The following is a 17,740-nucleotide window of genomic DNA, read 5'->3' as shown; positions in this document are numbered from 1 at the left end:
CTTGAAAATCCGGCCCTCCGCCCCCATATTTGAAGCATGGATCCCGAAAAAGTGAATTATCACTATTGCGACGATCTGCCCACCCGGCCTATGCCTGCAGGCACCCTTGTGCTGGTCACCGGCGCCAACGGGTATGTGGCCAAACGGCTGGTGCCGGAGTTGTTGTATCGCGGATACCGCGTGCGGTGCATGCTCCGCAACCGCGTGCTGACCCCGCTGCTGGAACACCCCAACCTGGAATACGTGTATGCCGATGCACTGGACAAGGACAGCCTGAGAGAAGCCCTGCGCGGCGTGCATACGGCGTATTACCTGATCCACAGTCTGCGCCTCGAAAAGAAAAAGTTCGCGCAGGCGGAAAAGGTTGCGGCGCAGAATTTCAAAGAAGCGGCGGAGGAATGCGATATCCGCAAAATCGTTTATCTCGGCGGGCTGGGTGAAGAATGCAAGAACATCTCCTGGCATCTGAAAAGCCGCATGGAAGTGGGCGCGATCCTCTCCAGCGCCCGCCTGACGGTCGTTCACCTGCGCGCCGCCATCATCATCGGCACCGGAAGCGCCTCGTACGAGATGTTGAAGTCGATGATCCTGCACATGCGCTGGATTCCGTTTCTGCCGGAATTCAACTCGCTGTGCCAGCCCATCGCCATCCGCGACGTTATCAAGTACCTGGTGGGTGTGCTGGAGACGCAAGACATCGTCACCGGTCAGTACCCCATCGGCGGGCGCGATACCATGTCGTACCGCAATATGGTGCTCCGTTTCGCCGGGCTGTACCACCGCAAGATCCGGTTTTTCGATGTGTCGTGGGTGCCGCTCCCGGTCAACCTGCTGTGCCGCATTTTTTCCTTCTACCTGCACCTGTTCATCTCGGTGCCGGTCAACATCACCTGCCTCCTGCTGGAAAGCCTGCGCACCGATGTGATCGTGACCGACGACACCATCCGCGGCATCGTGCCGTTCGAGCCCTTGGATTTCGAGACCGCCGTGCGCTGGGCGTTCGAAAAGGAGCGGAGCTCGCGCGTATTTTCGCACTGGAGCGACGTGCCGCCGGAGGACATGGCCGACCTCATGCCACTCGCGCAGTACGAGTCGGCGCACTTTCTATTCGACGAGCACGAGAGGAAAATTCCCGCGGGCGTGGAGCAGACGTTCCAGATGGTGTGCCGCATCGGCGGGCCGTATGGCTGGTTGCACGGCAACCTGCTGTGGAAGATCCGGGGATTCAGCGACCGCCTGCTGGGAGGCGTTGGGTTGAACCGCGGCCGGCGCGATCCGCTCGACCTGCGTGTCGGCGATTCGGTTGATTTCTGGCGGGTCGAAAAACTGGAACCCTGTAAAGAGCTTCTGCTCCGGGCGGAGTTGATCTCACCAGGTTATTCCTGGTTGCAGTTTTTGCTGGAACCGGTGGAGCCCGGCCACACCCGGCTCATCCTTCGCGCGCATTTCATTCCCAAACCCTTCTGGGGACATTTGTACTGGTACGCGCTGTCCCGCTTTCACACGTACATTTTCCAAGGAATGCTCAATCACTTTGAACGTGAGGCGCGGTTGACCAACTCCTTTGGCCGTACTCCAATAGAGGCCGCCAAACCCGCTTCCAGCGCGCCATTGCCGAAAAAAGAAACTTCAGTCTAAGGTTGTTGCAACTCTAAGGCTGTGCTATTCTCAGCCATATAAAAGGTGTGTAGATTATTATGAAGCGGTTTGTATTTTATAGCATTGTATTGGCCCTAAGCCTGTTCCTGGCGGGGTGTCCCCAGTCCAATTCCGAACCCCAGAAACGCATCCCGCCACTGTTCATGATCAATGCGGTGTATGACACGGGGAAGGAACCGTCCTACCTGGTGACGGACGATTTCGATGCGGATGGTCATCTCGATCTGGTTGTTCTCAATAGCGGCGAACACAACCTGTCCTACCTGAAGGGCAAGGGTGACGGCACGTTTCAGGAAGGCATCATCATCAAAACCGGTGCCGACCCCATCGCCACGGCGGTCGCCGATTTCAACAACGACAGGTTGAGTGATCTGGCGATCCTCAATTATCAGGATGGCACTCTGCACATCCTGCTGAACTCCGGCGGCGGCAGTTTTCGCAACACGGGCAACATCATCAAGCCGGGCCGCATCCCGATCAATCTGGCGACGGACGATTTCAACGGGGACGGCATGCCGGACCTGATGGTCTCTCTGCGTTTCCACAAGGTGGTGTACCTGCAGGGAAAAGGCAACGGCGTGTTCGATGAGCCGGTGGAGATCGCTGTGCGCGGCCAGCCGACGGGCGTGATTTCCGGCGATTACAACAAGGACGGGTTTCGGGATCTGGCGGTGGCGCTGGCGGGTTCAGGCAACACCGGGGTGCAGATTCTGTGGGGCAAGGGCAACGGTCAGTTTGAACCCGGCCAGCACTTCCGCGGTGGCGGACAACCGCTGACCATCGCCAACATCGATGCCAACAACGACGGCAAAGTCGATCTCGTGACGTCCAGCAATTCACTGCATGCGTTGACGGTGGTGATGAACGACGGCGACAAGAAGTTTCACGCGCTTCAGGATTTTGCCGCGGGTGAATTCCCGAAGTTCATCGTCACGGCGGATTTCTCCGGCGACGGCATCCAGGACCTGGCCGTGTCCAATTCCACCAACGATACGATTTCCGTCACGCTGGGGCGCGGCGACGGGACGTTCACATACCCTCCCGTAATCCATTACGTGGACGAATATCCGCAGGGCATGGCGGTGGGCGATTTCAATCAGGACGGACATCTGGACCTCGCGGTGTCCTGCCGTGATAAAAACCTCATCACTATTTTGCTCAAGCAGGGGCAACAGCCTTTACCCATGTCCCCCATGCAGAAAACTTCCGGTTGATTGCTGGCCGGGCTCCGGACCTGCCGGTCCATCCGGTTTTTTTGAATTCACTTTAAATTATTTATCCAACTCATAAATCGGGCATCCGCTGGAATGGTTGTGCGGCATACCTGAGTTTATTTCATTATGAACGATTCCACCGAACCGAAAATTGAAGAGGAAAAACAGGGCGGCTTTTTTTCGCGGCTGAAAAGCGGATTGAGCAAAACGCGCGACTCGTTTTCAAAGGGCATCGACAACATCGTGCTCGGCAAGGCCAAGGTCGGGCCGGAGCTGATGGATGAAATCGAAGAAGCCTTGCTCATCGCCGATGCCGGCATGCCCACCACCCGCAGAGTTCTGGATGAGTTGAACCGCGAGGTGGCGGAAAACCACCTGCGCACCCCGGAACAGGTGCAGGCGCATCTGAAAACCATCATGGTGCGGTTGTTGAGCGAGCATCAGACCCCGTGGGACCTCGCATCGAAAAAACCGTTCGTGATGCTGATCATCGGCATCAACGGTTCCGGCAAAACCACCACCATCGGCAAGCTTGCGCAGAAGTGGACTAAGGAAGGCAAAAAGGTTTTGCTGGCGGCGGGCGATACCTTCCGCGCGGCGGCGATCGAGCAGTTGCAGATGTGGTCGGAGCGCGCCGGCGTTCCCTGCATCGCGCAGAAACATGGGGCCGACCCCTCCGCCGTGGCGTTTGATGCGGTGCAGGCAGGCATCGCGCGCAAGTCCGACATCGTGCTCATCGACACGGCCGGTCGATTGCAGACCAACACCAACCTGATGGAAGAACTGAAGAAGGTGAAACGCGTCATCGGTAAGGTGCAGGAAGACGCGCCACATGAAACGATGCTGGTGCTCGACGGGAGCATCGGCCAGAACAGCATCTCGCAGGCTCGCCTGTTTCACGAAGCCCTCAGCATCGACAGCCTCATCATGACGAAACTCGACGGCACCGCCAAGGGCGGCATCCTGTTCAACATCGTGCAGGAGATGAAGCTGCCGGTGCGTTACATCGGCGTTGGCGAAAAAGCCGAAGACCTGCAGGAATTTGATCCCACCCTTTTCGTCAACGCCCTGTTCGAGCGTTGATTCCCACCGCGTTGTTGCGATCCCATTTTAAAAATAAAGATTGAGCGACAGCACGCCTTCGTCGATGTGGCCGGTGCGCCGGTATTCGAGTCGCACATCCACGTTCTGCGACGCACGGTAGCGTCCCTGTGCCGTCCACTCGATGACTTCGGAGTCGTGTCCCAGGGGAAAGCGTTTGTACTCGCCGCCCACAAACACCCGCCAGTCGCGGTTGAGCGTGAAGAACGCGCCGCCCGTGCCTCCACCACCCAGCCGGAAGTTGTCGTCGAAACTGCCGGAAGTTTCCGCCTTGGCCTCCAGCATGGCAAACAAAAGGAAAGGCGAGTCGTGCCTCGGCTCGTAGGTGATTCCCACGCCGGTGGTGCCGCCGAAAGCGAGGCAGTATTCGCAATCGAAATCGCGGATGCGCTCGAAACCCAGGTTCATCTTCCACGAAGGACGTTTGAAGATCGGCTCGAACGGTGTGAGGGTGATGATGTCGAGCAATTGAAAGCGTTCCACGCGCCAGCGTTTGGATTCGTGGTAATAGCGGTAGAGGCCGTCCATCATGAGGATTTGCGAATGTCGGTCGTAACCGGTTTCATCCGCGAGCAGGTCGTGCAGAGCAGGGCGGTAACCGACTTCCTGGAACAGTTCGTTGTCGTTGAGGCCCGTAGCGAGGCGGAAGCGGTCGGTGCCGTGTCCTTCCTCCGGAGGTGAGGAAAACCGCGTCACCTGTGTGTCGCCGCGCTGGTGATTGAGGCGCGCGCGTTCCAGCAGAATCTCTTGTGGGATGCGGATAGGGGCCATCGGGTTCACCGCGCGGTCCTGCACGTACAGGTATTCGAGATAATCAAGGTACGCGTCCAGCACCAGCGCTTTCTGCGGGACGGTCAACGCGCCGTAGGGTTTTTCCTTGAGCGCCGATTTGTCATCCACCAGGTCGTACAGCACGCCGCGTTCTCCCGATTCCATCTGCTCGATCTTGTGGTTCATTTTGCTCAGGATGGCCGGGCGGTAAAAGACGGAGTTCACCAGTCCCGGTTGCGCCACAAGCGCCTTGATGGTGTCGCCGGGAACCACGGAGAACACAAAGCCGTCGGTCAGCCGCCATTCCGGGTTGGCCGTTTCCAGCACGGTCAGCATGTGGTAGGAACAGTTTTCCTGAAAGTAATAGTAATCGAATTCAATGTTGCCCAACTCCCACAGGTGGCGCAGGAGATAGTCCATCTGTTCCACCGTCAGGTTCAGCTCATACTCCCACAGGTCGCGGCTTTCCCAGTTGTTGTACTCCTGTACCTTAAGCGAGTAGGGAAACACCGTGAACGTTCCCTGAAAAAAACCGCCGACTCCCTTGAGAGCGTAGAGCACGGGATTGTCCGTGTCCGGGTTGGCGGCGTAGTTGACGCCGTAGTTGAGGAGTTTCTTGTAACGGCCGCGGGAGTGGCTGTCGATGCGGAGCAGGGTGTGGCCGAACATCGACGAGGGGTTGTTCATGTAGTAGGAAGCGAAGACCAGCGTGATCTTTTCCGGATCGAGACGGCCGACCCAGCGTTCCAGACGATCGCACGGTTGGTCGGGCAGACGTGCGGGGTCGAACTGCAATCGCTCGTTCAACCATTTGTAACGCGCCGGAAAGCGGCACTGCGGATGCATGACGCCTTCCGGTACGTCCTGCGGATTTTGAAAGAATGCCAGCAGGGTGGCATCGAGTTCTTTTTGTGGATCGGTCTTGCCTTCCGGTGAAAGAAAAAACTCCGGCGCATCCGCTTCGCTTTCCATGCGTCCCCACCAGTTGGTGCGGTAATGGCCTAAAAGGCGCCAGCGGCGTTCTTCCACGAGGTTGAGGGACCGCGCCTGCTGGGTGAGTTCCTGCGCATAGGAAGATGCTTCAGGCTGGGCCCACACCGTTTCAATAGAGAGGAGCCCGGTCAATGCCAGGAGTGTGGCGAATGCAATGGCGAGTGAAAGAGAGCGGTTCAAGGCGGGGAAAAAAATAAAAGGATGCCGGCCCCGGGTTCCCCGGAAGCCGGCATCCTTGTTCAAGCAGCTTGATTTAGCCGATGACACCGGTGCAGGCTTTGGACAGGTTGCTGTCCTTAACCAGTACGCCGTTCAGGTTCATCAGCATGTCTTTGTGCGTGGTTTCGGAGCTGGTGATGATGCTTCCGAAATTCTGCTGGGTGACGGTGCCGAAATCGGAAAAATTCGTTTCCGTGCAACCGTACAGGGAAGCCAGGGTGTTCAGGTTGTCGCCTTCGCCCATGGCCATTTCCTTAACGAGGGTTGAGAAATTGATCGCGGCAAACACCTCGCGCTCCTTCTCCACCTTGAAAACGCTGTCATTGCAGTTGGAAGTACCCGTGGTGATACCAAACGTCTGACTTCCGAACGTGCCGTTCGTGGTGGAAGCCAGAATCTGGAATACCGGATCTTTCTGCTTGGACGCATCCTGCCAGACCAGGGAACCCAGTCCACAACCCGCCTCACCGTAACCGGCGGCCAGCGCGTTGCCTGAAAAACACATCATCGAGAACAGGATGGAACCCACCAATAGCATTTTCTTCATGGATGATCTCCTCTTGATGTTGGGGATTGAACGCCTATCAAGGCGCCATCAGCTACCCGACAGGCGTTGCTTGCGGAAATTGTGAAGCAAATTCTGTTGCCGACAATTCCAATGAAGCGAGTCTAACACACATTCACCTTACCTGTACAACAAATTACGCCATCTCGGGTAAGCCAAGTATTTGAAATTTTTAACAAAAGAATGGGTTCGGCAAGGCGAAGTCGGAAGCAGTTGATTTACGCATTTTTAGGGAGGGAAGGGGAGAGGCCAGGAACAAAAAGGACGGTCAGGGTTGTTTAAAAAATTTTCGACTCCCCATTTTTAGAAGACGGGAGATGAGGATACTCCACCCCATGGAAAGAAAAGAGGAACATCGAGGGCTTCGTGGAAACGGAAAATAAAGAGAGGCACCGGGCGGATTCGAACCGCCGATAAGGGTTTTGCAGACCCCTGCCTTACCACTTGGCGACGGTGCCGGAATAAAAAGGGAAAGAAACCGGAAGGGGAAAAATGGAGCGGGAGAAGGGATTTGAACCCTCGACCTCAACCTTGGCAAGGTTGCACTCTACCACTGAGTTACTCCCGCATATTTTCCATTTTTGGGGAAGTTCCCTGAAAGATTCATTATATTTTTTGAGGGCGGATTGTCAAACCCTATTTTTTCAGGAATTTGCTTTCGGTACCGGCGCGCAGGCGGACCAGGTTGTCCTTATGCTTGTAGAAGGTGAGGCCCGCCGCCACTCCGGCAACGGCAATATAAGGTGAGGGCGCGGAAAAGGCCCAGCCCAGCACGGGGATGGTCACCGCCGCCGCCAGCGATCCCACGGACACGTACCCGGTGAGCGCCACCAGCAGGATGAACATCAGCACACCGCCCCCCGCCGCGGCGGGCATCAGAAACAGGTAGATACCGAGCCCGGTGGCGATGCCCTTGCCGCCCTTGAATTTGAGGAACAGCGAGAACACATGGCCGAGAAACGCCAGCAATCCGGCCACGGCGATCTGCCATGCCGTGCCCAGCGTTGCGGCGGCCAGCCAGCAGGCGAGGTAGCCCTTGCCGCAATCGCCCACCAAAGTCAGTATTCCCGCTTTGCGTCCCAGCGTGCGGGCCACATTGGTGGCGCCGATGTTGCCGCTTCCCTCTTGGCGGATGTCGATGTTTTTGAGCTTGGCGATGAGCAGGCCGAAGGGGATCGATCCCAGTAAAAAAGAGCAGGTCCAGATCACACCGGTCAGGGCGACGTTGGGTTCGTTCATGAAGGGTCAGTGTATGGCAGTGATTGATCGTGTGTGGTTGGCATGGATCGGGAAGAGGGGCCGGGGCATGCTGTGCCTCATTCCAAATGGTCTTGCAGGGATTCGCCGGCAGAGCGCACTTTCAACCGCATCTTGGCGCGCTTTTCGATCTGCCGCACGCGTTCGCGCGACAACCCCATGGCCTGTCCGATTTCCTCCAGCGTTTTGGGGTCGCCGTCGAAACCGAAGCGCATGCGAATGATTTTCTCCTCGCGCGGCGACAGGTGGTGCAGGAGGTCGTCGATCTTCTTCCGTAACGTGTCCCGCATGATCTGATCGTCATACGGGATGTAATTCGGGTTTTCCAAAAGGTCGAGGTACGGTGTCGTCTCGTTTTCCTTGAGCGGCGTGTCGAGCGACAGGTACGTGCGGTAGGCGCGCATGATGGACTCGATGTCTTCCACCTTGTAACCCAGGTCCTCGGCCATTTCCAGCGTGGTCGGCTCGCGTTCGAGATCGGTGGTGAGTTTCTTGTATTCGCGCTCGATCTTGTACAGCTTGCCCACCTGCTTGATCGGCAGTTTCACCGTGCCCGCCTGCTCGGCCAGCGCGTGCATGATGGCCTGGCGGATCCACCACACCGCGTAGGTGATGAACTTGACGTGGCGTTCGCCATCGAAGCGCTTCGCCGCCTGGATCAGGCCGATGTTGCCTTCCTCGATGAGATCCTGCAGGGACAGGCCGCAGCCGCGGTACTTGTTGGCGACGGTGACCACATACTTCAGGTTGCGCCGCACCAGCTCGTGCATGGCCTGCGCGTCGCCCGCCTTGATCTGGCGGGACAACTCTTCCTCTTCCTCACGGGCCAGCGGCTTCAGCTTGCTGATCTCGTTCATGTAATGCGTCAGCGCATCGGGAACTTCACCCCGGCTCTCTTTTTTTGCAGAGCGGGTCAGCCGTTTGGACGACTTGGATGTGTTCAATCCTTTTTTTGCCATGTCTTTTTAATTATATCAGGGAATTTCCCGAAGGCGAGACCGCGCTTCCCGCACATACGGACTGCGGGGATACGATTTCACCAATTGTGCATAAGATTTTCGTGCATTTTCAAAATTCTGCTCAAAATAATAAGACTCGCCGAGCAGAAAATAGGCCTCGTCGATGAACGGGGATTCCGGATACTTGTCGATGATTTTACGGAACCGGTTGATGGCGGACAAAAACGAACTGGTGCGGAAATAAAACCGCGCGATTTCCATCTGGTTGTTGGCCAGGCTTTTGATGCAGTCCCGCTTTTTTTCGCGGGCCTTTTGGGCAAACGGACTGTCCGGATGTTCGTCGATCACCTTCTGAAAACCGCGGATGGCGTTTTCCGCCGCTGTCTGGTCTCGGAGCGCCGTATCCATCAACCCGTAATCGCACAAGGCGCGGTAATACATCGCCTGGGCCGATTTCGGATGCGCGGGGTACAACTCGACAAAACGTTCGTAATGAAACTTGGCCTCGAGGTACTCGTTCATCAGATAATGGCCGTGTGCCAGGAGAAGCAATCCCTCCACCCGTTCCGGGCTGTCCGGAAATTCCTGCAACAGGTCATTGAGGATACGGATCGACTCTGGATAATTGTTGTTCTGGAAGACGGTTTTCGCCTCCTTCAGCATGCCTTCAGGGGTTTTTGGTGGTGGTTGCAGGGAGGCGCATCCGGCCAAGGCTATAACCAGAATCAGGCAGACGAGCAGGGAGCGGCAGGACGATTTGGAACGGTTCAGCATGGTTGAATCCACAGGGTCTCCCTAATGACACTTCTTTATAATATCATTGTTTTATTTAATTTTATTGTAAGAATTGGGGCCCTCAGTTTGTGCCTTGTCATGGGGCAAATGTTCGTGATATAAGAGCTAAGTGTTTGTCAATTCGAGACTAATGCCATGCGCCCTGCCATCCCAATCCAGCCCTGCCGCCGTATTCTTTCCATCGCTCCGTTTTTTTTGAGTGTCCTTGGCGGAATTTTTCTGTCCGCAACGAATTGCTGGGCAAAGACGAAACCCACGAGCACCGCAGAATGGGATTTTCTGTCCATCATCGAAAAGGGCGGATTCATGATGTACCCCATCATTTTCTGCTCGATCCTGATGGTGGGCATCGCCATCGAGCGCATGTACAACCTGCGGCGCAAGCACATCATCAATCCCGACTTCCTCAAAAAAGTGCGCGACCAATGGAACTGGCGCGACATTCAACTGGGCCTCCAGTTGTGCCACGGGTATGACACGTCGCTGGCGCGCATTTTGAAAGCGGGTCTGTTGCGCTTCGGCGGCAAGGTCGATGAAATCGAGCGTGCCATTGAGGGCGCGGGCCAGCACGAGGCGGCGCTTCTCACCTCCAACCTGCGCGTGCTGGGTGCGGTGGCCAACATCACCCCGATGCTGGGTTTGTTAGGCACGGTGTTTGGCATGATCAAAGCGTTCAACGTGATCTCGCAAAGCGGCGTCGGCGATCCGGGCCTGGTGGCGAGCGGCATTTCGGAAGCGCTCATCACCACCGCCGCGGGCATGGTGGTCGGCATTCCGGCTCTGGCGCTGTACCATTATTTTCGCGGACGCATCGAGCGCTTTGTGTTCGAGATGGAAGAAGTCTCGTTTCAACTGGTGGAGGAGTTGTCGTTTGAAGCGATGAAGAAAAACCAGGACAAGCAACGCAAAGAGAGCGAGGGCAAACCGCCCGCCAAGTCCCAACCGTTTCGAGCCTGACGCATGTATTTCAAACGCGAGGAAGAGGAAAACTATTCGCTGGAGCTCACGCCGCTGGTCGACGTGGTGTTTCTTCTCCTGATTTTTTTCATGGTGTCCACCGCGTTCGTGGATTTTCCCCGCCAGTTGCAGATCGACCTGCCCACTTCCAAAAAGTCCAGCGAGCTGAAAGACCGCGAACGGCTGGAAATCGAGATGACCAGCCAAGAGGAAATGTTCCTGAACGGCAAACCCATCACCGTCAAGGAACTGGAAGCGAAAATGGGCGCGATCGAATCCCCCGCGCTCCAGCAGGCGCTCATCCGCGCGGACAAGGCCCTGGCTTACGGCAAGGTGGTGGAGGTGATGGGCATATTGCAGGCGGCGAAGATCGCCGACATCAGCATCGCCGTCAAGTAAATACCGGATTTCCCTCCTAATGGTCTAACGACTACCTTCCTGATCGATTTCTGAAATACACCTTCATAATCCAACCTCCAAACCAAACTGTTGGTTTACGGGAAGGACGAAGAGAAATATACCCTTGACAATTGTAAGGCATGGTATAAATATTTGACATGCCTAAATTCTAAGCGTCTCTGCGGAGGAAAGGCGGCGGACCCAAGAAGGAGATTTGGCCGGTTTTTTGTCGGCAGCGGAAAAACCAAACTTATCAATAAAGAGGAGGGGGTATGGGTAAGAAAATAATATTTTTATTTGGGATTGTTATATTTTTGACCATGACATCCAATGCCTCTGGGGAATCTATCCGTAAAAAATGCAAGGATGAATGGGGAACCGATTATCGGATGGTAGAGTATTGTATAAAAAAACAAAGTGCGGCAAAGGGAGCGGTTGATCGGAACCGGAACAATGTACCGAAGGAAATCATGAATTTCTGTGAAGGGGAGTGGAAGGATGACCATCGCATGCTTAAGTACTGCATTGAAAAGGAAGTCGATGCATTAGTTTTTTTAAATAAAAACAAGAGTAATTTTGATAGGGAAATTTTTTCAACCTGTCTGAATGAATGGCATCCAGATTACAAAATGGTCAAATATTGCGCCGAAAAACAACAAGCGGCAAAAGATCGGTTATCGAGGTGATTTAATGTCCAATCAAATTATGAATCACTGTAAGCTGTGCGACAAGAAAACCCTGCACGTCGGGCCTTCCACCAGCCACGTTCTACATCTATTGTTGACCCTGCTCACTATGGGGGTTTGGGTGTTTATGTGGATTCTCGTTGCTGCCAATAATACCACCAAAACTCAGTGCACTGTATGTGGACGGAATAAAGGTATTTTTGGATAAAATGGTTTTCAGTGAAAGGTCTTAAATAAAAGGGGAGGGGTAGCCATGGATCCTATTAGTCAGCTTTTGGTGAGTGGCGGAACCATTTTTACGTTGGTAGCAGCTATTGGTGCCGTTCTTCTGTTCTTTTTGCCGTTCTTTGTCTGGGGCGTCCACAACCAGACGACTCGCGCCGCTAATGAGTTGGAAAAACTCAACAAAAAATTCGACCAGTTGTTTTCCAGTTTAAAAAAGAAACCGGCTACCCCAAAAGAAAGAGTCAAAACTGAGCAGGAACGCTACGAAATATAACGTGCAACTTTACAAAAAATGCCACAGTCCACTTTCCCTGCCAGTCCGGAAACCAATCGTCGCCTGTATCTCGTTCTAACGATCATGACCGCAGGCGCTTGGGTTTGGTATGGATTCTGGTGGTGGTGAACAACAGCGCTAAAGCATAATGCACCGTATGTGGCCGGACAAAAGGCTTATTTGGCTGAGTTGCCCCGTTGATTTGTCCCACCCTCTCATTAACTACACTTTCCACTCATCAGAAAGAAAGAGTCGAAAGCGGGAGCCGCTTCAGCGGGCGGGCTTTTTGGCGAACTGCGGACCGCGGGTCTGGATCCATTCGTTCAGCCAGCGCACTTCGTCTTCTTTCAGAAACTTGAGCACATGCTCCGGGGTGGGGTGGTCCTCGTCGTTGATGACCGTGCAGTAATTCCTCTCCACGTAGGCGGCGACGTGCGCCTTGTACTGAGGAAAACTCTTGAACAATTCGCTGAAAATATCCGCCTGGTATTCCGGGTCGGGATTCGCCGGATTGAATTTAAGCAGTTTCGGCGTTAGCGGGGTCCCGAATTTCGCGTCAACCACGTTACCCATCAGTCGCTCCTCCTAACGTTCGGGCTTCAACATAGGCTCCTAAAGTAATAGTCAGCATAAGGGAAGTGCCCCTTGGTAGTGAATAGAAGATTTGGACCGTGTTTCATTCGCAGGGTTTTGTGCAGGGAGCGGATGGGGTGCCCGCGATATAACTTATTTAAATAAAACGGGTTGAGTGAGTTCTGGCGGTCACACATTTTGCCGGGTCCGTTGCGTCTTTTGGTGCAGGCAAAGGAACGGGGAGGAGGTGGGATTTCGCCGCGTTTTGAAAACGGTTTGAATGCCCTTCATTTGCGGGTACCATATCACTTCAATTTTTCGTGGAACCCGCTCAACAGGAAACGCGCATGACCGCATCCGCAAGCCAACACCGGCCGCTGGCCGAGGCGTTGTTGAAGTACATCGATGCCAGCCCGACTCCCTACCACGCCGTCGCCGAAACCGTGACCTTGCTCAAGGCCAATGGGTTTTCCGAATTGAAGGAGGAGGACGCGTGGGCGCCGAAGCCGGGCGCGCGTCATTACGTGGTGCGGAACGGCACGTCCATCGTGGCGTTCGTGGCGGGTGCGCGACCGCCGGAGGAGGCGGGATTCAAAATCATCGGTGCACATACGGACAGCCCCAACCTGCGCCTCAAGCCCCACCCGGCGTACGAGAAAAACGGCTATGGTCAATTGGGCGTGGAGGTGTACGGCGGCGTGCTTTTGACCACGTGGACCGACCGCGACCTGTCGCTTGCCGGGCGCGTCATGGTGCAACGCAAACAGGGTCTGCCGGAAGCCCGGCTGGTGCGGTTCGACCGGCCTCTGCTCCGCATCCCGCAGTTGGCCATTCATCTCAACCGGCAGGTCAATGACCAGGGGCTGGTGCTGAACAAACAGACGCACCTGCCACCCATTTTCATGATGGCAGACAAGGCGGATGCGGCCGGCAAAACACTCAGGCAGATGGTGGCGAAGGCGGTGAAGTGCAAGCCGGAGGAGATCGTGAGCCAGGACCTCATGCTGTTCGACACACAACCGTCTTCGTTTGCCGGCGCGGAGGAAGAGTTTCTGTTCGCACCCAGGCTGGACAACCTCGCGTCCTGCCACGCGGCGTTGACGGCGCTCGTGGATGCGCCGAAACAAGACGCCGCCACGCGGCTGGTGGTGTTTTACGACAATGAAGAGGTGGGAAGCGAAACCGCGCAGGGCGGCGGCTCGCCGTTCTTGAAAGACACGCTGGAGCGGCTGGCTCTGCAATCGAAACGGCCGCGCGAAGCGTTTCTGCGCGCGGTGGCGAAATCGCTGTTCATCTCCGCCGACATGGCGCACGCGGTGCATCCCAATTACGCCGACCAGCACGACATCCGCCACATGCCGCTCATCAACCGCGGTCCGGTGATCAAGTCCAACGCCAGCCAGCGTTACGCCACCGATGGCGAGACCAGCGCGCGCTTCGAGTTGTTGTGTAAGAAAGCGAAGGTGGCGGTGCAGAAATTCGTGATGCGGTCGGACCTCGCCTGCGGCAGTACCATTGGACCCATCACCGCGGCGAACCTGGGCATCCGCACCGTGGACGTGGGCAACCCCATGCTCTCCATGCACTCCGTGCGCGAGATGGCGGGCGCGCACGATCACGCGGACATGGTCCGCGTCCTCAAGGAGTTTTTCCGTCCGGAATGAAACCGCGCGGCGGGGTTAGCCTTCGATGCGCTTGATGGTTTCGATGATACGGGAAGTGATGGTGCCCCAGCGCACGTTCTCGTCCTTCGTCACCTGAACGTCGGAACCCAGAATCCAGATGCTTTTGACGCCGCGAATCTGAAACAGGGCGTTGGCCAGCGGGTGGCCTTTTGCATACTCCGGGCCGGAAAACGACAGGCCGGTGCCCGGCGGAATCAGGGTTTTGTTCAAACGAAACGTCACCAGATCCGGGTTGCGGGTGACCTCGGCTTTGACTTCCAGCGTCATGAGTGCCTCGTGTTGTGAGTTTTGAGTGTCCAGCATGAGCGATCCTCGTGAATCAGCGGTCTTTTAATTTTATTCGTAACCGAATTGTTTGCGCGCCGCGTCCAGCGTTTCGCGCGTGGCGCGTGCGGCCTGGTTGAGGCCCTGTTGCTCGAACAGGTGCACGGCTTTTTCCAGGTTGTGCAGAACCAGCAGTTTGAACTGCGGGCCTTTGGAGTAATTCAACAACGCCCAGCCCAGGTTGCCGTGCGCCTCCGCATTGTCCGGGACGCGGTGCACCACCAGGTTGAGGTGTTCGATGGCCTGATCCCACTTCTCCATCAGGTTGTAGATGTTGCCCAGCCTGAGGCGCACTTCCATGTTGTCCGGCTCCAACTGCCGGGCGCGCTCAAACGCGGCGGCGGCACGGTCGTACTGGCCAAGCGCCTTGTAAGCGAGACCCAGGTTGAAGAACGGACCGGTGGCGTCCGGGTTGATCTGGATGGCGCGGTGGTACGCTTCCACCGCCTCCTCCCATTTGCCGGCCTGGCTGAGCTGATTACCCTGCATCCACCAGTCGCGGGCTTCATCCGCGTGGCCAGCAACGGGAACCGTCCACAACCACAGGCCTGCCAGCACAATCCAGAGGGCGTTCCGCACGGAGGTCTCCTTGTCCCAGAGGGTCAACCGGAAGATTCTATACCAATTTCGGGAATGTTGACAAGCCGTTGCATCAAAATCCCGCCTTCGCTTGCAGGCTGGAAAACGCCCGTTTCCCGGGCGGACGGGATATTTTGGCCGGGGGATGGATTTCCCGCCGGTTTTGGTGTTTAATGAACGGCGTTTTGCCTGGTTTGTTACTTGTTTTATTCATCCCGCCTGTGAGTCATTCATGCCTGCCGATCCGTTTTTGTCCGTGGTCATCCCGTGCCTGAACGAGGAAAACCGACTGGGTTCCACGCTTGAGAAGGTGGCCGCGTTTCTGAGGACCAAGGAGTATCGCTGGCAGGTGCTGATCGTGGACGACGGCAGTACCGACCGCACGGTGGACGTTCCGGCGCGCTACATGACGGCAGAGGAGTGCGTGGTGCTGAAAAATGACGGCAACCGCGGCAAGGGGTATTCCGTACGGCACGGCGTGCTGGAGGCGGCGGGAGAGTTTGTGCTGATTTCCGATGCGGATCTTTCCACGCCGATTCAGGAATGGGATCGCTTCCTGCCGCACCTGGAGGCGGGGTACGATGTGGTCATCGGCTCGCGCTCGTTGCCGGACTCCAACGTGGTCAAAAGGCAGGCGTGGTACCGGCAGGGCATGGGGCGCGCCTTCAACAAGATCATCCGCTTTCTGGTGATCGATGATTTCGTGGACACCCAGTGCGGGTTCAAGGCCTTCCGCAGGAGCGCGGGCGCGCCGTTGTTTAAAAAAATGCGGATCGACCATTTCTGCTTCGATGTGGAGATGCTGTTTCTGGCCAAGAAGGCGGGGTTGAAGGTGCTGGAACTTCCCGTCGAATGGCACAACTCGGAAGACTCCCGTGTGCGCATCCTGCAGGACTCGTCGAAAATGCTGAAGGACGCCATCCGCATCCGCATCAACGATCTGCTGGGCCGCTACCGTTAACGCATTCCCCTATCTTTTACGGTTTGGCTCGCAACCCGTGATCCAGAACCGCCCGCCGTTTTCCTGCACGTTCACCCGGCATTCCAACGCTTCTGAAAATGCTTCGCCGGTCAGGATGTCCTGCTTTTTGCCTTGGGCGAAGACGCGCCCGTTTTTGAGCAGAAGCACGTGCGTGATGGCGGGCAGGATTTCTTCGATGTGGTGCGTCACGTAGATGAGATTCCGGTTGCGCACGCGGCGGGAGAGGGTGTCGAGGAATACCTCGCGCGTCGGGATGTCGAGCCCGGCGCAGGGTTCGTCCAGCACCAGAAGGTCTGGCCGATTCACCAGGGCCCGTGCCAGGAGCACCCGGCGCGCTTCTCCGTAGGACAGCTGCAGGAACCGCCGCGGCGCGAGATGGCGGATGCCCAGATGGTCCATTTCCGCTTCGGCCTTGCGTGTCTGCGTGTCACGCACGGCCTCCCACAACCCGATACTGGAAAAGAACCCCGACTCCACGACCTGCAACGCGGTCACGTTCTGGTCGTATTGCCTTTGGAACTCGGCGGAGACGAAGCCGACGCGCTCGCGGATTTCGAACAGGCCGCGCCACGTTGTGCTGTTGAACCAGGACACTCGTCCGCCGTCGATCGGCAGGATCTCGCCGAACAGCAGTTTCATGAGCGTGGTTTTGCCGCATCCGTTGTTGCCCACCACGGCCCAGTTTTCACCTTCGTGGTGGGTCCAGTTGATCTCCTTCAGCACCTCGTTGTCGCCGCGGTACACCGTGGCGTTTTCGACGCGGAGCAGAAACGGCTTCATGGCAGGCAGGTGGCGATTTCCCGGGTGGAACCGTTCATCAACTCGACCACGACCTGGTCGGTGTAATACTGGATGACGTTGATGGCGGCGTATTCCTGCGCGAAGCGGAACAGGTGTGCGGTGGGGATGCCCAGCAGGTGGCTGAGGATGGTGCGGTTGACGCCGCCGTGGCTCATGATGGCGATGACGTCGTTTGGGTGCTGTTCGATGATGGCGTTGTAGCGCGGCACGACGCGCGCCGCCAGTTCGTCGAAGGTTTCGCCGCCGTCGGCGCGGAACAGCTCCGTGTGTTTGATGCGTTTTTCCATCTCGCCAGGGAACTTTTCGGTGAGTTCCTTGACCGACAGGCCTTCCCATTTGCCGAAGGACAGCTCGCGGATTTCGGGAAAGGCAATGGGATCGAGGTTGTGTTTTTCCGCGATGAGGCGCGCACCGGTGAGGGTGCGGGTGAGATCGCTGGAATAAACGGCTTGGAGTGGAAGCGGGCTCAGCGCCTCAGCGACTTCCCGCATCTGTTCCTCACCCTTTTCTGACAAGGCGACATCGTAGTGGCCGTTCATGCAGATGAGATGTGCGTTGGCCACTTCGCCGTGACGGATGAGGTACACGCGGCACCCCGGCTCGCCCTTGAACTTACGGGTGCCGGGGTCGGAGGGTATGAAACTTTTTGAGGACACGGAAATGCGCTTCAATAAAAAAATGACAAGCCGGTGGCTTGTCATTTTTTATACAACAATAATTGA

19 protein-coding genes and 2 tRNA genes are annotated in these 17,740 nt (G+C 56.4%); 9 read left to right on the top strand and 12 right to left on the bottom strand.

What is annotated here, in order from left to right; genetic code table 11:
* The first annotated feature begins 36 nt into the window (after nt 1-36).
* The 3 genes from J2S31_RS10780 (at nt 37) to ftsY (ending at nt 3,956) form a co-directional block, all read left to right on the top strand.
* The gene (locus J2S31_RS10780; RefSeq protein WP_237099094.1) at nt 37-1,638 is read left to right on the top strand and encodes an SDR family oxidoreductase; all 1,602 of its coding nucleotides are present in this window, start codon (nt 37-39) and stop codon (nt 1,636-1,638) included.
* A 59-nt stretch (nt 1,639-1,697) separates the two neighbouring features.
* The gene (locus J2S31_RS10775; RefSeq protein ID WP_237099093.1) at nt 1,698-2,873 is read left to right on the top strand and encodes an FG-GAP repeat domain-containing protein; all 1,176 of its coding nucleotides are present in this window, start codon (nt 1,698-1,700) and stop codon (nt 2,871-2,873) included.
* Nucleotides 2,874-2,999: 126 nt separating this feature from the next.
* Entirely contained in the window at nt 3,000-3,956 is a 957-nt protein-coding gene (gene ftsY / locus J2S31_RS10770) for a signal recognition particle-docking protein FtsY (RefSeq protein ID WP_237099092.1), read from the top strand.
* A 27-nt stretch (nt 3,957-3,983) separates the two neighbouring features.
* Here ftsY and J2S31_RS10765 read toward each other — a convergent pair whose 3' ends face one another.
* The 7 genes from J2S31_RS10765 to J2S31_RS10735 form a co-directional block, all read right to left on the bottom strand.
* Nucleotides 3,984-5,918 carry an Lnb N-terminal periplasmic domain-containing protein gene (locus J2S31_RS10765; RefSeq protein ID WP_237099091.1) on the bottom strand — a complete coding sequence of 645 codons (1,935 nt, stop codon included), beginning with the start codon at nt 5,916-5,918 and terminating at the stop codon, nt 3,984-3,986.
* Between the two features lie 73 nt (nt 5,919-5,991).
* The gene (locus J2S31_RS10760; protein WP_237099090.1) at nt 5,992-6,504 is read right to left on the bottom strand and encodes a DUF3015 family protein; all 513 of its coding nucleotides are present in this window, start codon (nt 6,502-6,504) and stop codon (nt 5,992-5,994) included.
* 405 nt (nt 6,505-6,909) lie between these two features.
* Nucleotides 6,910-6,980 (bottom strand) — tRNA-Cys (locus tag J2S31_RS10755).
* Between the two features lie 35 nt (nt 6,981-7,015).
* Nucleotides 7,016-7,090, bottom strand: a tRNA-Gly gene (locus tag J2S31_RS10750).
* A gap of 68 nt (nt 7,091-7,158) precedes the next feature.
* Nucleotides 7,159-7,761 (bottom strand): glycerol-3-phosphate 1-O-acyltransferase PlsY, encoded by a 603-nt coding sequence (gene plsY / locus J2S31_RS10745; RefSeq protein ID WP_237099089.1) that lies wholly within the window; start codon nt 7,759-7,761, stop codon nt 7,159-7,161.
* A gap of 77 nt (nt 7,762-7,838) precedes the next feature.
* Nucleotides 7,839-8,738, bottom strand: a complete 900-nt coding sequence (locus J2S31_RS10740; protein WP_237099088.1) for a sigma-70 family RNA polymerase sigma factor — start codon at nt 8,736-8,738, stop codon at nt 7,839-7,841.
* A 15-nt stretch (nt 8,739-8,753) separates the two neighbouring features.
* Nucleotides 8,754-9,512 carry an outer membrane protein assembly factor BamD gene (locus tag J2S31_RS10735; RefSeq protein WP_237099087.1) on the bottom strand — a complete coding sequence of 253 codons (759 nt, stop codon included), beginning with the start codon at nt 9,510-9,512 and terminating at the stop codon, nt 8,754-8,756.
* 156 nt (nt 9,513-9,668) lie between these two features.
* Here J2S31_RS10735 and J2S31_RS10730 point away from each other — a divergent pair, with 156 nt between their 5' ends.
* The 4 genes from J2S31_RS10730 to J2S31_RS10715 all read left to right on the top strand — a co-directional run bounded on the left by J2S31_RS10730 (nt 9,669) and on the right by J2S31_RS10715 (nt 12,074).
* The gene (locus J2S31_RS10730) at nt 9,669-10,490 is read left to right on the top strand and encodes a MotA/TolQ/ExbB proton channel family protein (protein WP_237099086.1); all 822 of its coding nucleotides are present in this window, start codon (nt 9,669-9,671) and stop codon (nt 10,488-10,490) included.
* Between the two features lie 3 nt (nt 10,491-10,493).
* On the top strand, nt 10,494-10,889 hold the full coding sequence (locus J2S31_RS10725; protein WP_237099085.1) for an ExbD/TolR family protein: 396 nt from the start codon (nt 10,494-10,496) through the stop codon (nt 10,887-10,889).
* Nucleotides 10,890-11,161: 272 nt separating this feature from the next.
* Entirely contained in the window at nt 11,162-11,575 is a 414-nt protein-coding gene (locus J2S31_RS10720; protein WP_237099084.1) for a hypothetical protein, read from the top strand.
* Between the two features lie 253 nt (nt 11,576-11,828).
* Nucleotides 11,829-12,074, top strand: a complete 246-nt coding sequence (locus J2S31_RS10715; protein WP_237099083.1) for a hypothetical protein — start codon at nt 11,829-11,831, stop codon at nt 12,072-12,074.
* Nucleotides 12,075-12,344: 270 nt separating this feature from the next.
* Here the strand turns inward: J2S31_RS10715 and J2S31_RS10710 are convergent, their stop codons facing one another.
* Nucleotides 12,345-12,647, bottom strand: a complete 303-nt coding sequence (locus tag J2S31_RS10710; protein WP_237099082.1) for a hypothetical protein — start codon at nt 12,645-12,647, stop codon at nt 12,345-12,347.
* A gap of 347 nt (nt 12,648-12,994) precedes the next feature.
* On the opposite strand from J2S31_RS10710, the gene J2S31_RS10705 reads away from it, so the two are divergent.
* A complete protein-coding gene (locus tag J2S31_RS10705) occupies nt 12,995-14,311 on the top strand; it encodes a M18 family aminopeptidase (RefSeq protein ID WP_237099081.1) in 1,317 nt (438 codons plus the stop codon).
* A 15-nt stretch (nt 14,312-14,326) separates the two neighbouring features.
* On the opposite strand, the gene J2S31_RS10700 is transcribed toward J2S31_RS10705, so the two are convergent.
* A complete protein-coding gene (locus tag J2S31_RS10700) occupies nt 14,327-14,635 on the bottom strand; it encodes a NifU N-terminal domain-containing protein (RefSeq protein WP_237099080.1) in 309 nt (102 codons plus the stop codon).
* A 33-nt stretch (nt 14,636-14,668) separates the two neighbouring features.
* Nucleotides 14,669-15,235 (bottom strand): tetratricopeptide repeat protein, encoded by a 567-nt coding sequence (locus tag J2S31_RS10695; protein WP_237099079.1) that lies wholly within the window; start codon nt 15,233-15,235, stop codon nt 14,669-14,671.
* Nucleotides 15,236-15,467: 232 nt separating this feature from the next.
* Here J2S31_RS10695 and J2S31_RS10690 point away from each other — a divergent pair, with 232 nt between their 5' ends.
* Nucleotides 15,468-16,196, top strand: coding sequence for a dolichyl-phosphate beta-glucosyltransferase (locus tag J2S31_RS10690; protein WP_237099078.1), 729 nt, complete (start codon nt 15,468-15,470; stop codon nt 16,194-16,196).
* 9 nt (nt 16,197-16,205) lie between these two features.
* Here J2S31_RS10690 and J2S31_RS10685 read toward each other — a convergent pair whose 3' ends face one another.
* The gene (locus J2S31_RS10685) at nt 16,206-16,997 is read right to left on the bottom strand and encodes an ABC transporter ATP-binding protein (protein ID WP_237099077.1); all 792 of its coding nucleotides are present in this window, start codon (nt 16,995-16,997) and stop codon (nt 16,206-16,208) included.
* On the bottom strand, nt 16,994-17,674 hold the full coding sequence (locus tag J2S31_RS10680) for a histidine phosphatase family protein (protein ID WP_237099076.1): 681 nt from the start codon (nt 17,672-17,674) through the stop codon (nt 16,994-16,996). The genes J2S31_RS10685 and J2S31_RS10680 overlap by 4 nt, the downstream gene beginning before the upstream one ends.
* Nucleotides 17,675-17,740 lie beyond the last annotated feature (66 nt).

It is taken from the genome of Nitrospina gracilis Nb-211, from assembly GCF_021845525.1.
Taxonomy (GTDB): Bacteria; Nitrospinota; Nitrospinia; order Nitrospinales; family Nitrospinaceae; genus Nitrospina; species Nitrospina gracilis_A.
This window is presented reverse-complemented; position numbering and strand designations above follow the sequence as displayed.

Bases quoted from the DNA above. Each gene is read 5' to 3' on its own strand.
- J2S31_RS10780 (WP_237099094.1), top strand. From the start codon at position 37: ATGGATCCCGAAAAAGTGAATTATCACTATTGCGACGATCTGCCCACC.
- J2S31_RS10775 (WP_237099093.1), top strand. From the start codon at position 1,698: ATGAAGCGGTTTGTATTTTATAGCATTGTATTGGCCCTAAGCCTGTTC.
- ftsY (WP_237099092.1), top strand. From the start codon at position 3,000: ATGAACGATTCCACCGAACCGAAAATTGAAGAGGAAAAACAGGGCGGC.
- J2S31_RS10760 (WP_237099090.1), bottom strand. From the start codon at position 6,504: ATGAAGAAAATGCTATTGGTGGGTTCCATCCTGTTCTCGATGATGTGT.
- plsY (WP_237099089.1), bottom strand. From the start codon at position 7,761: ATGAACGAACCCAACGTCGCCCTGACCGGTGTGATCTGGACCTGCTCT.
- J2S31_RS10740 (WP_237099088.1), bottom strand. From the start codon at position 8,738: ATGGCAAAAAAAGGATTGAACACATCCAAGTCGTCCAAACGGCTGACC.
- J2S31_RS10735 (WP_237099087.1), bottom strand. From the start codon at position 9,512: ATGCTGAACCGTTCCAAATCGTCCTGCCGCTCCCTGCTCGTCTGCCTG.
- J2S31_RS10730 (WP_237099086.1), top strand. From the start codon at position 9,669: ATGCGCCCTGCCATCCCAATCCAGCCCTGCCGCCGTATTCTTTCCATC.
- J2S31_RS10725 (WP_237099085.1), top strand. From the start codon at position 10,494: ATGTATTTCAAACGCGAGGAAGAGGAAAACTATTCGCTGGAGCTCACG.
- J2S31_RS10720 (WP_237099084.1), top strand. From the start codon at position 11,162: ATGGGTAAGAAAATAATATTTTTATTTGGGATTGTTATATTTTTGACC.
- J2S31_RS10715 (WP_237099083.1), top strand. From the start codon at position 11,829: ATGGATCCTATTAGTCAGCTTTTGGTGAGTGGCGGAACCATTTTTACG.
- J2S31_RS10710 (WP_237099082.1), bottom strand. From the start codon at position 12,647: ATGGGTAACGTGGTTGACGCGAAATTCGGGACCCCGCTAACGCCGAAA.
- J2S31_RS10705 (WP_237099081.1), top strand. From the start codon at position 12,995: ATGACCGCATCCGCAAGCCAACACCGGCCGCTGGCCGAGGCGTTGTTG.
- J2S31_RS10700 (WP_237099080.1), bottom strand. From the start codon at position 14,635: ATGCTGGACACTCAAAACTCACAACACGAGGCACTCATGACGCTGGAA.
- J2S31_RS10690 (WP_237099078.1), top strand. From the start codon at position 15,468: ATGCCTGCCGATCCGTTTTTGTCCGTGGTCATCCCGTGCCTGAACGAG.
- J2S31_RS10685 (WP_237099077.1), bottom strand. From the start codon at position 16,997: ATGAAGCCGTTTCTGCTCCGCGTCGAAAACGCCACGGTGTACCGCGGC.